The following is a 13177-nucleotide window of genomic DNA, read 5'->3' on the forward strand; positions in this document are numbered from 1 at the left end:
GACCGGGTTAGCCGGCCGGGGTCTCGCCCAGCAGGAGACTCCGGATCCGGGCCAGGGTCCTGGCGTCGCGGGCCGTGGTGAAGGGGAGGGCGTTGCCGCCGGCGAGGCGGAACGGCGCGCCGGTGAGGGTCGCATGGGCGCCGCCCGCCTCGGCGACCAGCAGCAGTCCGGCCGCGTGGTCCCAGGCGTTCTCCCAGGCGAACACCGTGGCGTCGACGGCGCCCCGGGCGATCGCCAGGTACTCCAGCCCCGCCGATCCGGCGCACGGCCGGGTCCGCACGCCCTCGGCGCGCAGGCCCAGCAGCGCGCGCTTGCGGTCGGGCGTGGTGAAGCGGGGGTGGGAGGCGGCGATCTCCAGCTCGGCCCCGGACTCGGGCGCACCGGCCCGCAGCGGGACGCCGTCCAGGTGGGCGCCGCCGCCGCGCAGGGCCGTCGCCATCTCGTCGCGGACCGGCGAGTACGTCCAGGAGGCGAGCAGTTCGCCCCGGTGCGCGAGCGCGACCAGGGTGCAGAAGCCCTCGTCGCCGCGGACGAAGGTACGGGTCCCGTCGATCGGGTCCACGATCCAGACCGGCCGGTCACCGCCCAGCTCCGCGTAGAGGCCCGGGTCCGCGTCGACCGCCTCCTCCCCCACCACGACCGAACCGGGGAGCAGTTCCGTCAGCGCGGCCGTCAGGTGCGCCTCCGCACCCCGGTCGGCGACCGTCACCAGGTCGTGCGGGCCCTTCTTCTCGGCCACCTGGTCGGCGGTGAGCGAGCGGAAGCGCGGCATGATCTCGGCAGCCGCCGCCCGCCGGACCGCCTCCCCCACCGGGCCCAGGCACTCCGCGGCGAAACCTTCGTCGATCATCCGTCCATCACACCACAGATACGGGCACCCCAGATCCAACCGACCGGACGGACGGGATCGACGACCGGCGCACCCTCCCGCCCCGCCCGCGCCGGCTCGACCTTCCGCGTCGCGCGCGCCGGATCGACCCTCCGCCCCGCCCGCGCCGGCTCAGCCCTCCGCGTCGAGCGGCCGGGACGGCCGAGCCTGCTGGGCCTGCTGGGCCTGCTGGGCCTGCCGGGGCTCGGGCCAGGACAGCAGGGAGCCCAGAGCCAGCACCACCGCCGTCCCCGCGACGCCGCACAGGGCGGCCCGGAGGCCGACCGAGGAGGCGGTGAGGCCGACCGCAGCGGGCCCGAACAGGCAGCCGGCGTAGCCGATCGAGGCGACCACCGCCACCGCGGACGAGCGGGCCTCGGGGCGGGCCCGCTCCCCGGCCAGCGAGAGGATCGTGGGCGTGCAGACCGAGGTGCCCAGACCGGCCACGACGAGCGCCGCCAGCATCGACCGCACGCCCGGCGCCAGCGCGGCGCCCAGGGTGCCGACGGCCGCCACCGCCGCGCCCAGGGCGAGCAGCTGCCGCTGCGGCAGCCGGGCGGTGAGACCGTGCCCGGCCAGGCGTCCGACCGCGGCGGCGGCCGCGAACACCACCGGACCGGCGGCGGCCGCGCCGGAGCCGGTGTGGAAGACCGAGCGCAGCATCACCGCGCTCCAGCTCTGCCAGGCGTTCTCGATCAGGTACGCGAAGCCGCACAGCACCCCGAGCGCCAGCAGCGGCCGGTCCGTGACGGCGGGCCGCCGACGGGCCCGGCGGGACACGGCCGACGGCGGCTCCGCCGGGCCGGGGAACCCGATCACGAGGGCCGCGCCGGCCAGCAGCACGGTGGTCACCAGCAGCACCCGGTCCGCCCGGAGGCCGCGTTCCAGGGCGAGACCGGTGCCGAGGGCGCCGAGCACCACGCAGGCGGAGAAGCAGGCGTGGGCGGCGTTCATCAACCGGCCCGAGCGGCTCTCCTCCTCGCTCGCCAGCGTGTTCACCCCGACGTCGACGGCCCCGGACGCCGCGCCCAGCACGGCGAGCGCCGCCATCAGCGCCCTCGCCCCGTGCGCGAGTCCGGGCAGTACGGCGGCGGCCGCCATCAGCAGGAGGATCGCCGCGACGGCCGAGCGGCCGAAGCGGTCCACGGCCGCGCCCGCCGGTCGCATCGAGCCGAGGGCGCCGAGCCCGATCATCAGCACGGCGAGGCCCAGCTCGGCGTTGCCCACCCCGGCCTGTCGCTGGACCTCCGGGATCAGCGCGCCCCAGGCACCCCAGAACACCCCGAACGCGCCGAACCCCACCAGCACCTGAACTCGCACCAGCACCACCAGTCCCATCCGTCACTGACGGACAGGGCCATTCCCCCGGTGCGCTCCCGCAGCACACACCCCTCAGGGCGCCAAAGAGCGCGCCCCCAGCGCGTCCGGCACCCCGGGCGCTGCCCCCGGCGCGAGCACCGGACCGGAGCAGGACCGGGGTGGGACCGGAGCGGACCGGAGCGTCCGTCAGCGCCCCCGGGAGGCCGGGGCGGTGCAGTGGTCGCGCGCCTCGACGAGCGCGGCGGCCAGGGCGGCCGGGCGCCGGGTGGAGAGGTAGACGTAGGGGCAGAGCAGCGAGGGCTCGGCCACCTCCACCCGGACCGCGCAGGGCAGGTAGGTACGGATGAGAAGCCGGGCCCGGGGGCTCGCCAGCCGGGTGCGCCAGGCGAACGCGGCAGCCTGGTCGAGGACCTCGACCGCACCCGCGTGCTCGCCCCGCAGCACGATCGGACCGGCCACCAGCACACCGTCGCACACCCGGATCCGCGCGCCGCCGTACCGGCCGAACGCCGGCGCGAGCGCCATCAGCAGGACCGTCCCGGCGGCGACGGCGACCACCGGGGAGAGCGGGAGCAGCGCCGCCGCGAGCGCGCCGGCGGCCACCAGCGCGGCCAGCCACCAGCGCAGCGGGACGGAGAGTCGTTCGTCGTAGATCACCACACCCGGGATGCTGCCATGCCGTCGGCCGAGCGCCGACCCTGGGCCGCCGAGGACCTTCCGGCCCCGGACGGCGAGGTGAGGTGAGGTGAGCTCAGGGTCCGGTCGGGTCAGGTCCGGTCGTGCCAGGAGAAGGCCGTGATCCGCCAGCCCTCCGGGGTCCGCACGAACTGGATCGTCTTCGTCCCGCCGCCCTCGTAGGGCTTGCCGTCGAAGAGGCCGTACTTGCGGTACTCGCCGAAGCGGGACGCGACGTCGCCCTCGATCTCGGTCCGCTCGGAGGTCTCCCACTCCGAGAAGCCGACCAGTCGCCCCTCCGGTGCCAGAAGCCGTTCGCGCGGCTCGACGAACTCCTCCACGGAGTAGACGGTGAAGGTCGGAGCGGTGCTGACGATCACCCCCTGCGGGAGCATCAGGCGGCGCAGCCGGGCCACATCGGCACCTCGGCCGTCCCGGTTGTCGAACGCCCCGAAGAACTCGGCGGTCAGCTGGTCGATTTCGGCCTTGGACATGATCCGACCGTAGCACCGGACCTCGTGCGAATCACCCCTTTGATGAAATGTCACACACCACACCGGGCCGAACCTTCCGCCCCGGGACATCACGTCCAGGTGTCGCGCATGTGATGATGCCGCGCCCCTATGGTGAACACGGGCAAATCGCTAGCATGACCGTGCCGTCGAACAGGAATCCGCCAACCCGCATGGGAGGAAACACTCATGAGCGCTCAGGTACTGGAGATCCGCGACGCCGGCCCGCTGGACATCGACGAGGACACCATCGCCTTCGAGGACGAGTTCGCCGCCGACCTCACCCCGGTGGCCTGCCTCGCCGACCCGTGGGTCACCTATGTCCCCACCCGTTTCGAGTGTGGTTTCGACTCCTGACCCCCACCGGGCGGTCGGAGTAGCAGGACGACCGCCGGGGCCCTGCCCGGCGGTCGCACCCGCCCGCGCACACCAGGGCGCGGGACACCCGGACTCCGGGAGAGGAGCGGCGGACCATGGCGCCAGCGACCGCGGGCGGGGAGCCCGACGACGGGCCGGCGGGGGACGTACGGTCCCGACTCGCCGCCCACCTCGCGGCACCGCCCGGCGCCCGACGGCGGCTGCACACCGGCGACGGCTGGCTGTACCTCCAGGACCCGCGGATGCCCGAGCTCGGCCACGGCTGGAAGCTCCACCTCTCCGCCCGGCCCGACCAGTTGCCCGACCTGGTCGACCTCGTCCTCCCCGTCCTGCTCGGCCGCACCTGCGACGCCAAGTTCGCCGCCTCCACCGCCGTCCTGCACCAGCTCAACTCCGGGCTGCGCGGCGCCGCCGGCGTCGGCAAGGCCGTCACGGTCTACCCCGCGCCCGAGGAGGCCGGGCCGCTCGCCGCGGAACTGGCCGAGGTACTGGCGGGCCGCACCGGTCCGCGCGTGGTCAGCGACCGGCGGCTGCGGCCGGACACCCCGGTCTACTACCGCTACGGCCCGTTCCGGGTCTCCGGCGACGACCCCGACCTCGTCATGACCGGCCCGGACGGCCGGACCTTCCCGGGGCTGGCGGAGCCCGCCTACCGCCAACCGCCCTGGGCGGCCGACCCGTTCACCGCGGCCGACCCGACCGCCGACCCGACCGCCGGCCCGACCGGCGACCCGACCGGCGGCCCGGCCCAGAGCCCCTCGCCGACCACCCGGGTCGGCGACGGTCGCTACCGGCTCACCGCCGGGATCACCCGCTCGCCGAACGGACACGTCTACCGCGCGGTGGAGGTCGCCGGCGGCCGGGAGGTGGTGGTCAAGCAGGCCCGCGCCTTCGTCGCCGAGGACCGGTCCGGCACCGACGCCCGCGGCCGGCTCCGGCACGAACGGCGGGTGCTGGCCGCGCTGGCCGGCGTGCCCGGAGTACCGGACCTCGTCGACTACTTCCGGCACGGCGAGGACGAGTACCTGGTCAGCACCGCCCGCGGGCCGCGCGACCTCCGCCGGGCCGTGCTCGAAGCCGGTCCCTACGACGTCCTCGGCGACCGGGCGGCCACCACCGCGCCCGGGACCGGCACAGGGCCGGGGCCGGGCCGCGACTGGTGGGCCCTGGCCCGGGGACTGCTCGCGGTCCTGGACGCCGTGCACGCGCGCGGCGTGGTCGTCCACGACCTCAAACCCGCCAACGTGGTGCTGGACGGCGCGGGCGGCTGCTCGCTCGTCGACTTCGGTGTCAGCTCGCTGAACGGCGAGCGACCGGAGGGCACCACCCTCGGCTACGCCCTGCCCGCCACCGCCGGGCCGGACACCGCCGGGCCGGACACCGCGGGATCCCACCCCGCCGACGACTACTACGCGTTGGGCGCCACCCTGCACTGGGCCGCCACCGGCCTCGACCCCGTGGTGATCGACCCGGACCCGGCCGTCAACCGCGAGCGCACCCTCGCCTGTCTCGCCGCCGCGCTGCCCGCTCCGCCCGCCCCGCTCGCCCGGCCCGCGGACGCGGTGGTCGACCTGGTCGCCGGGCTGCTGAGCCCGGACGCCGAGGTGCGGTCGGCGGCCGCCGCCGGCCTGCGGCAGGTCCCGGCCGAGCCCGGCGCCCGACCGGCCGCGCCCGGGATCCGGCCCGCGACACCGGCGCCCCCGCCCCGGACCGCCCACCGGCCACCGGTGGTGACGGCGGACCTGCTCGACCGGGCCGTCCGGCACACCCTCGACCGCTGCGTCCGGATGGCCCGCGACCTCGCCCACGACCTCGCCGACGGGCGGCCCGACGCCTCCCCCGGCGCGGGCCTCCCGTCCCGCCCGCGCGCCCTGCTCTCCCGCTACGACGGCGCCGCCGGCCTCGGCCTCGAACTGCTCCAGCACCCGGACCGGCCGGAGGTCCGCGACGCGGCCGCCGGACTCGCCCGGTGGACCGCCGCCCACCCCGCCCTCGGCCGGCTCGGCCCGGGCCTGTACGACGGCCGCGCCGGGGTCGACCTGTTCCTCGCCCAGGCGGCCCACCTGCTCGGCACCGAACCCGTGGGCACCGAGGCCGCAGCGATCGCCGCCGACCGGTTCGGCGAGCTCCCCACCGACCTCCCGGCCGACCTCCCCGCCGACCAGGTGTCCGGCGCCGCCGGTCTCGGCACCGCCCGGCTGCTGCTGGCCCGGCTGGCCCGCGCCGACGGCCGGCCCGAGGAGGCCGCACGGCACACGGCCGTCGCGGCCGCCTGCGCCCGGCGGCTCACCGACGGCCGCCCCACCGACCCCCGGGAGGCCCCGAACCCCGGCACCGCCGCCCTCGTCGAGGGCTTCGCCCACGGCCGGGCGGGACTCGCGCACTTCCTCCTCGCCCTGCCCGCCACCGACGCCGGAACGGCGGAGGCCGCCCGGCGCCTGGTCGACGGCCTGGCCGAGGACGTCCCCCGCCTCGTGACCGAGGCCCGCGCCCCCGGCGCGACCCGTCGTTACGGCTCCTGGTGCCGCGGTCTGGCCGGACTCGGGTCGGTCCTGCTCCAGGCCGGACGGCTGTACCGCGAGCCGGCCCTCGTCACCCGCGCCGCCGAGGCCGCGGCCGCCGCCCTCGTCCCGGCCCCCCGCACGGGCCCCGTCGGCCAGTGCTGCGGCCTCGCCGGCCTCGGCGAACTGCTGGTGGACCTGGCCGTGGCCACCGGCGACGAACGCCACTGGCGCTCCGCCGAGAAGGTCGCGGGCCTGATCCTGGCCCGCGCCGGCGGCCCGTACGACCGCCCGCTGCTGCCCGGTGGCGACCCCTCGACGGAGTCCGCCTCCTGGGCCGCCGGCACCCCCGGGGTGCTCGGCTTCCTGCGTCGGCTGAGCCGACGGGGCGGGCCGCGCCCCGGCACCCTGTTCCCGGCCTGACGGCCCCCGCCCGACGCAGGCCCCCCGCCTCCCCCGCCCGACGGCCGGGGCAGACTCTCCCCATGACCCAGCTGCTCTCCCGTGCCGACGTCGAGGCCGCCCTCGACCTCCCCACCGCGCTGGCCGCCCTGGAGGCGGGCTTCCGCACCGCCGACCGGCTGCCGCCCGCCCACCGCGTGGGCAGCGCGCTCCCCGGCCCCGGCACGGCGATGTGCCTGCTCCCCGGACTGCTCCCCGACGTGCCCGCCTACACCGTCAAAGTCAACGCCAAGTTCCCCGGCGCGACACCCGCGCTCCGCGGGGTCGTCTGCCTGCACTCACTGGCCGACGGCGAACTGCTGGCACTGCTGGACTCCGCCTCCGTCACCGCCTGGCGCACCGGCCTGGCCGCCGCGCTCGCCACCCACGTGCTCGCACCGGAGCACGCGCGAACGGTCGCCGTGATCGGCGCGGGTGCGCAGAGCCGGACCACGCTCCGGGCGCTGCGCGCCCTGCGGCCGGTCGACGAGGTGGTCGCCCACGACCTCGACCCGGACCGGGCCGCGGCGATCGGCCGCGCCGTGCCCAGCGCGCGGGCGGCCGTCGAGGCGGCGGACATCGTCATCACCGCCACCTGGTCGCGCGAACCCCTGCTGGACGCCGACGTACTGAGGCCGGGTCTGCACCTGACCGCCCTCGGCTTCGACGAGCGCGGCAAGACCGAGCTCTCCCCCGCCCTGCTGCGCGCGAGCCGGCTCGTGGTGGACGACCGTGCCCTCGCCACCGCCTCCGGGGTCCTGCACGGCACCGGCCCGGACCCGGACCTCGCCGTCGAGTTCGCCGACGTCCTGCGCGGCGCCGTCCCGGCCCGGCCGGACGACCGGCCCACCGTGTTCGCGCCGATCGGCCTCCCCTGGCAGGACCTCGCGCTCGCCTGGCCGGTCCACCTCGCCGCCCGCTCCGCCGGCACCGCGCCCGCCTTCGACTTCCACTGACCCGTCGGAGCGGGCCGCCGCCGATGGAAAACCGCTGGCGGCGCGCCTGACGACCCGGTAGGAAGACGCCCATGAGTACTCCCGCCCCCGTAGCCACCCCCGCACCCGTCCCCGCACCCGTCCCCGCCGGTCCGGACGGCGCCGAGCCGCGCACCTTCCGCCGCACCACCCTCGACCTGGGCGACGTGGTGCTCCGGCCGTGGGGGCGGGCCGACGCCGAGCCGGGCCCGGTACTGGACGGCCTGGTCGCCGCCGCGGCCGATCCGCTGATAGCCCTCTGGAACCCGCTCGCGACCCGCGACCCCGCCGCCGCCCTGGCCTGGCTGGCGGCCCGCGAGGACAGCTGGGACAAGGGCACGGCCGCGCCGTTCGCGGTGCTGGACGCCGCCGACGGCGCCCTGCTGGGCTGCGTCAACCTGCGCTGGACCGACCGCGCGGACGGTCTGGCGATGATCGGCTACTGGGCCCCGCCGGCCGGACGCGGCCGGGGAGTGATCGGCCGGGCCACCCGGGCCGTCACCGCCTGGGGCTTCCGGACGGCCGACGCCCGCCGGATCGAGGTCGCCCACGCGGTCGGCAACGACGCCTCCTGCCGACTGGCCCTGAAGTGCGGCTACCTCCCCGAGGGCACCCTGCGGGCCTCGTTCCGCTTCGGCGACGGGACGTACCACGACGAGCACCTGCACGCCCGCCTGGCCACCGACCCCGAGCCCGCGCCCGAGTCCCGGTAGCCGGCGGCAACGCGCCCGGAGCTCCGCCGGACCGACCGCCCGGCGGAGCTCACGGACGGCCGCCGACGGGTCAGCCCACGTTGAGCGGGTGGTCCGGGGCGAGCAGGGCGGCGATCCGGCCGGCCACCTCCTGCGCGGTGTTGCGGTCCGGGGCCCCGCAGTTCCGCGTCGTGCTGACGGCGATCGCCAGGTGCTCGTCCGGCTGGTACGCCTCGATCGCCGCGTAGCCGAAGAAGGAGGGGTTGGACAGGATCCAGCCCCGGTCGACGATGACGCCCAGGCCGAAGTGCTGGGCCTCGGTCTGCGGCAGGCAGACGTCCTTCGGGCAGCCGTGCACCGGACCGGGCAGGCCGACGGTGCCGGGGTTCAGCTGGGTCCGGAAGGACTGCTCGGAGAGCAGCGCGCCGGTGCCGACGGCCTCCACCGAGCGGGTCAGGTCACAGATGTCGCTGATCAGCACCGCGCCCGGCGCGGTGGTCCAGGACGGGTTCCAGAACGTCGACTCCTCGTACGTGCCGCGCGAGGCGGTGAAGGCGTGCTGCACGGGGGTGGGGATGTCGGGGGTGAAGCTGTTGACGGTCTGGCGCAGGCCGAGCGGCCCGAAGATCCGCTGCTCCAGCAGGTGGTCCAGCCGGGTGCCGGTGATCTTCTCGAGTGCCTCGCCGAGCAGGACGAAGTTCGCGTGCGAGTAGCTCCAGTTGGTCCCGGGCTCGTACCAGAAGTTCTGCGCGGTGGAGATCGCGACCAGTTCCTCCGGGGTCCAGTGCCGGAACGGGTCGGCGGCGAGCGCGTCCAGGAAGCCCTGGTCGGTGACGTAGTCGGCGAGCCCCGAGGTGGTGTCGCCGAGCATCCGCAGGGTGATCCGGTCCGCCTGCGGCAGGTCCGGCAGCCAGGGCGCGACCGGGTCGTCCAGGCCGATCCGGCCCTCCTCGGCGAGCTGCAGCAGGACGATGCCGAGGAAGGGGAAGGCGACCGAGCCGGCCCGGAAGTGCATCGCGGGTTCGGCCGGAACGCCCGTCATCGACTCGCCGAGGGCGCCGGTGACGAGCTCGTGGCCGTCGACGGTGACCCGCAGGATCACTGATTTCAGGTCGAGCTCCTGCTGGACCTGCCGGGCGATGTCGAGCACCTCGCGGGCCCGGGGGTCGGCGTCGGGGTCCGAGCGGACGCAGGAGTGCGCGGGCGAGGGGGTCTTGGCGAGGGCGCGGGCGGCGGCCGGCGGTCCGGCCGGGAGGGCGACGGAGGTCAGGGTCGCGACCGTGAGGACGGCGGCGGCGAGCACCCTGGTGCGGGAGAAGGTCATGACCGCACTATGGGCGGACGCTCCGGGCACGATCCGGCGCAACACTCCGCAGCGTCCTCCGGTGGGCGCAGCGCGGTTCGTCCGGCGGACCGCCCCGCCGGACCCGCGCGAACGCCCCGGGGCCGTGGCCCCGGGGCGTTCGAGGAGCGTGGGATCAGCCGTTGGAACGGTCGAAGTACTGCACCCAGCTGCCGCGCGGGCCGACGAGGCCGACCGCACCGTTGCCGGCCTGCAGGCCCGACGAGGCGGACGGCTGCGAGCCCCCACCGTGAGCCACCGCGGCGGTCGGCGCGATCACGGCCGCCGCGGCGGCGACGGTGGCGATCACGGCGAACTGGCGGAGCTTTCCACGAACCGACATCTCAGGTTCTCCTTGATGGATGGTCAATAGCCATGGCCGACCGCCTCCGAGGACGGCCGGACGCGACACACGTTTGCACACGAACGTGGAAAACCGGCCGTCGCCCGCAACCCGGACGGGCCGAACGGGTGAGAACTTACGCCCCCGGGGTGACCTCGGCACGCCCGTCCGGCCGTACGCCGCCACGACGCGCCGCCACACACCCCCTGGCCCCGCGTGCACGCCCCGCGCCCTAGAGCTTGCCCCGCGACCGCTGCGCGGCGGGTGCGTCGCCCGCGGCCAGGTGGGCGTCCATGGTGGCGTTCAGTTCGGTCATGAACTGCTCGAACTGCTCCAGGAGTTGTGGTGGGTAGGGGGTCATCGCGGCGTCGAGGCGGCCGGCGAGCGGGCCGAAGAACTCGTCCGCCCGCTCCTGGATGTGCGGGCCGCCGCGCAGGGTGACGACGCGCCGGTCGGAGTGCTCGCGGGTGCGGGTGATGTGCCCGGCCGCTTCGAGGCGGTTCAGCAGCGCGGTGGTGGCGCCCGTGGAGAGGGAGATGCGCTCGCTCAGCCGGGCCGGTGACAGCGGGGTCCCGCGCTCCTCGGCGGCGGCGATCTCCAGTACCGCGGTCGCGTCGGTGGAGTGCAGGCCCAGCCAGGCCGCGAAGCGCCGGCTGAGCTCGGCGTAGTGGCCGCCGTAGATCCGCAGCCCTTCCATCAACCGCTCGCGCCGCGCCGCGACACCCTCGCCGATCGCTTCCTCCACCGGGCCTGCCACCTCTGCTCTCCTGCGGGGCGTCTGCTCTCCTGCCGGGTGCCCAGGTGGGCGGCCCGCTTTGACAACCTACCTCCACCACTTTACCTTCATGGTGGAATTACTTCACCATGGAGGTATCTGGCGTGCGTGACCCGTCCCCCACCCCCGACGAGACGACCGGGCCCTACCGCTGGCGATGGCTGATCCTGGCGGTGATGATCGTCGCGGAGATCATGGATCTCCTGGACGCCTCGATCGTCAACGTCGCCGGGCCGGACCTGGAGAGGTCCCTCGGCGCCGGGTCCCTCGGACTGCAATGGGTGATCGGCGGCTACGCCCTCACCCTCGGCGCCGGCCTGGTGCTCGGCGGCCGGCTCGGCGACCGCTACGGCCGACGCCGGATGTTCCTGACCGGACTCGCGGCCTTCACCACCAGCTCACTGCTGTGCGCGGCAGCGCCGAACATCGAGTCGCTGATCGCCTTCCGCCTGCTGCAGGGCACCGCCGGAGCGGTACTGCTGCCCCAGGGCCTGGGCCTGCTGCGGGAGAACTTCTCCGGCCCCGAACTCACCAAGGTGTTCGCGATCTTCGGACCCGTACTCGGCCTGGGCGGCATCGTCGGCCCGGTCCTGGGCGGCTTCCTCATCGAGGGCGACTTCTTCGGCCTCGGCTGGCGGTCGGTGTTCCTGATCAACCTGCCCATCGGCCTCGCGGCGCTGATCGTCGCCGCGAGGTTCGTGCCCCGGAAGGCGGGCGACCGCACAGTTCGGGTCGACCTGACCGGCGCCGCCCTGGTCGCGGCCTCCTGCGCCCTGCTGGTGCTGCCGCTGAACCAGGGCCAGGAGAACGGCTGGCCGCTGTGGACCTGGCTGTCCATGGCCGCCTCCGCGGTCGGCTTCGCCCTCTTCGCCCTCCAGCAGCGCCGCACGGCCGCCGCGGGCCGCGAGCCGCTGGTGACCCCGGGCCTGCTGCGCAAGCCGGCCTTCACCGTCGGACTCGGCGGCATCGCCCTGTTCTTCGGCGGGCTCGTCGGCACCCAGCTCGTACTGACCCTGTTCCTCCAGATCGGCCGCCACTTCACCGCCGGCGAGGCGGGCCTCGGCAACCTCCCCCTCGCCGTGGGCACCGCGATCGGCGGCGCGGTCAGCGGCGCGTTCCTCGCGGACCGGATCGGCCGCAAGGTCCTGCAGATCGGACCGCTGGTCCAGCTGGCCGGCGCGGCCGTGCTGTGGTTCGAGCTCGACGGCCTCGACGCCGCCACGTTCTCGATCGGGGACATCGTCCCCGGCGTGGCGCTGGCGGGCATCGGCGCCGGCATGGTGATCGCCGCCCTGTTCGGCTTCGTCCTGGCCGCGGTCGACGACGACGAGATCGGCTCCGCCTCCGGCGTCCTGTCCGCGGTCCAGGCCGTCGGCGGCTCCATCGGCGTCGCGGTCTTCGGCTCGGTCTTCTTCGCCCGCGCCGAGACCGGCGACTTCACCGGCGGTTTCCACGGCGCCCTGATCGTCCAGGCCTGCCTGCTGGCGGTCTTCCTCGCGATCACCTTCCTCCTGCCCGAGAAGGCCCGCCCCGACGACGAGCAGCACAGCACCCCCACCGCCTCCGACGCGCAGCCACACCTCACCGCGACCTGATCCGACCGCACGGGCGACAAGCGGGCCCGTCAACCTCCAGAGTGGACCTCCGACAACAACTCGAGCCCCACCCCTTCGCCCCGCCGACTCCCGGCGGGGCGAAGCCGCTCCGCCAGGAACGAATGGAGAGACCCATCGCCCGCACACCCGCACGCCCGTCCGTCGCCACGCCGCTCAAGTACCTCGTGGCGGCGACCCTGACGGTCTCGAGTCTTGGAGCCTGCATGGCGGACACCGACTCCGGCAAGGACGCCCCGCTGCCGGTCAAGTCCCGTGACGACGCGCTCGGCTGGGCTCGGCAGATCACCGAGCACCTGGCGCAGACCGCCGGCATCACGATCAACGCCGAGCCGGTCGACCCGCTCTTCTCTCCCTGTGTCGGCAAGAACGGGGAATCCGCGCCCGACGACCGCTACACCCTGTTCTACGCGGTCCACAGCTACGTCCCGAACGCCCAGCACAACGACGTGGTCCGCAAGGTCAGGGACATCCTGAGCACCGAAGGACTCAAGATCTCCGCCTACCAGGAGACGCCCGCCACCGAGCCGAGTTCCACCGTCGTCGCACGCCATCCCGCGAGCCAGTACGTCGTCGACGTCTCCAGCACCGCCGGCGACAATCGCATGGTCCTGGACATCACCACCCCCTGCCTGAAGCCCCCCACCGGACCGGCCGCCGCCACGCCGTAGCTCCGGCCGGCGGGCCCGGGGGTGGTGGGGGGTGGGCCGTGCTGCATGATCGGCGGCGTGGAGGCCATCCCC

Annotated in this window: 13 protein-coding genes; 6 read left to right on the forward strand and 7 right to left on the reverse strand. The window is 75.4% G+C overall.

All coding sequences use genetic code 11. From position 1 onward, the window contains the following. Positions 1 to 7 precede the first annotated feature (7 nt). From ACW14Y_RS04360 to ACW14Y_RS04375, 4 genes are all read right to left on the reverse strand, one after another. A complete protein-coding gene (locus ACW14Y_RS04360; protein ID WP_456985925.1) occupies positions 8 to 850 on the reverse strand; it encodes an inositol monophosphatase family protein in 843 nt (280 codons plus the stop codon). A gap of 150 nt (positions 851 to 1000) precedes the next feature. Beyond that, complete coding sequence (locus tag ACW14Y_RS04365; protein ID WP_456985926.1) at positions 1001 to 2188, reverse strand: MFS transporter; 1188 nt, start codon at positions 2186 to 2188, stop codon at positions 1001 to 1003. A 186-nt stretch (positions 2189 to 2374) separates the two neighbouring features. Beyond that, positions 2375 to 2848: a DUF3093 family protein gene (locus tag ACW14Y_RS04370; RefSeq protein ID WP_380305433.1), complete on the reverse strand. Its 474-nt coding sequence runs from the start codon at positions 2846 to 2848 to the stop codon at positions 2375 to 2377. A 107-nt stretch (positions 2849 to 2955) separates the two neighbouring features. Then, positions 2956 to 3357 (reverse strand): Cif family virulence factor, encoded by a 402-nt coding sequence (locus ACW14Y_RS04375; RefSeq protein WP_380305431.1) that lies wholly within the window; start codon positions 3355 to 3357, stop codon positions 2956 to 2958. 207 nt (positions 3358 to 3564) lie between these two features. Here ACW14Y_RS04375 and ACW14Y_RS04380 point away from each other — a divergent pair, with 207 nt between their 5' ends. From ACW14Y_RS04380 to ACW14Y_RS04395, 4 genes are all read left to right on the forward strand, one after another. After that, entirely contained in the window at positions 3565 to 3732 is a 168-nt protein-coding gene (locus tag ACW14Y_RS04380; protein WP_380305429.1) for an SflA family class IV lanthipeptide, read from the forward strand. Between the two features lie 116 nt (positions 3733 to 3848). Beyond that, the gene (lanL, locus tag ACW14Y_RS04385) at positions 3849 to 6677 is read left to right on the forward strand and encodes a class IV lanthionine synthetase LanL (RefSeq protein ID WP_456985927.1); all 2829 of its coding nucleotides are present in this window, start codon (positions 3849 to 3851) and stop codon (positions 6675 to 6677) included. A gap of 62 nt (positions 6678 to 6739) precedes the next feature. Beyond that, entirely contained in the window at positions 6740 to 7651 is a 912-nt protein-coding gene (locus tag ACW14Y_RS04390) for an ornithine cyclodeaminase family protein (RefSeq protein ID WP_380310194.1), read from the forward strand. A 71-nt stretch (positions 7652 to 7722) separates the two neighbouring features. Then, positions 7723 to 8382: a GNAT family N-acetyltransferase gene (locus ACW14Y_RS04395; RefSeq protein ID WP_456985928.1), complete on the forward strand. Its 660-nt coding sequence runs from the start codon at positions 7723 to 7725 to the stop codon at positions 8380 to 8382. Between the two features lie 70 nt (positions 8383 to 8452). On the opposite strand, the gene ACW14Y_RS04400 is transcribed toward ACW14Y_RS04395, so the two are convergent. The 3 genes from ACW14Y_RS04400 to ACW14Y_RS04410 form a co-directional block, all read right to left on the reverse strand. Next, positions 8453 to 9685, reverse strand: a complete 1233-nt coding sequence (locus ACW14Y_RS04400; protein ID WP_456985929.1) for a serine hydrolase domain-containing protein — start codon at positions 9683 to 9685, stop codon at positions 8453 to 8455. A 154-nt stretch (positions 9686 to 9839) separates the two neighbouring features. After that, positions 9840 to 10046: a hypothetical protein gene (locus ACW14Y_RS04405; RefSeq protein WP_030395545.1), complete on the reverse strand. Its 207-nt coding sequence runs from the start codon at positions 10044 to 10046 to the stop codon at positions 9840 to 9842. A gap of 232 nt (positions 10047 to 10278) precedes the next feature. Beyond that, positions 10279 to 10743, reverse strand: coding sequence for a MarR family winged helix-turn-helix transcriptional regulator (locus ACW14Y_RS04410; RefSeq protein WP_380310212.1), 465 nt, complete (start codon positions 10741 to 10743; stop codon positions 10279 to 10281). A 182-nt stretch (positions 10744 to 10925) separates the two neighbouring features. Between ACW14Y_RS04410 and ACW14Y_RS04415 the strand changes: the two genes are divergently transcribed. Together ACW14Y_RS04415 and ACW14Y_RS04420 are read left to right on the forward strand one after the other, a co-directional pair. Next, the gene (locus ACW14Y_RS04415) at positions 10926 to 12416 is read left to right on the forward strand and encodes an MFS transporter (RefSeq protein ID WP_456985930.1); all 1491 of its coding nucleotides are present in this window, start codon (positions 10926 to 10928) and stop codon (positions 12414 to 12416) included. A 224-nt stretch (positions 12417 to 12640) separates the two neighbouring features. Beyond that, positions 12641 to 13105 (forward strand): hypothetical protein, encoded by a 465-nt coding sequence (locus tag ACW14Y_RS04420; RefSeq protein ID WP_456985931.1) that lies wholly within the window; start codon positions 12641 to 12643, stop codon positions 13103 to 13105. Positions 13106 to 13177: the final 72 nt, after the last annotated feature.

This window comes from Kitasatospora sp. cg17-2, from assembly GCF_054031055.1.